1 protein-coding gene is annotated in these 427 nt (G+C 78.5%); it reads left to right on the plus strand.

The features are described 5' to 3' along the window. Window positions 1–427 (plus strand): hypothetical protein (locus tag GTR00_RS22540; RefSeq protein ID WP_166613680.1); only part of this gene is annotated, 427 nt, incomplete at both ends.

Genomic DNA, 427 nt, shown 5'->3' on the forward strand with positions numbered 1-427 from the left:
CCCCCAGCCCGACCACCGCGGCCGGTGCAGCCACCACGCTGCGCCGGCTGCACTTCGCCCGCTCCGCCTTCGCCCTGGCCTGGGCGCTGGTCGTCATGCCGATGGCCTCGCACCCGGGGGCCCTCACCGCGTCCTTGTTCGTGCTCTACCCCCTGGTCGACGCGGGTGCCGCCGTCGTCGACGCCCGCGCCTGCCGCGCTCGCGGCGCGCACGGCAGGACGCCGGCCGAGCTGCACCTCACCGTGGCCACCAGCGCCCTGACCGCCGTCGCCGTCGCCGTCGCCACGACCTCCGGCGTCCCTGCCGTGCTGCGGGTGTGGGGCGCCTGGGCCGTCGTGGCCGGCCTGCTCCAGCTGGTCCTCGCCGTGCGCCGGCGCCGCACCGGCGGGCAGTGGCCGCAGGTCGTCAGCGGCGCCCTGTCCACCCT

The organism is Kineococcus indalonis (assembly GCF_009906395.1).
GTDB classification, from domain to species: domain Bacteria; phylum Actinomycetota; class Actinomycetes; order Actinomycetales; family Kineococcaceae; genus Kineococcus; species Kineococcus indalonis.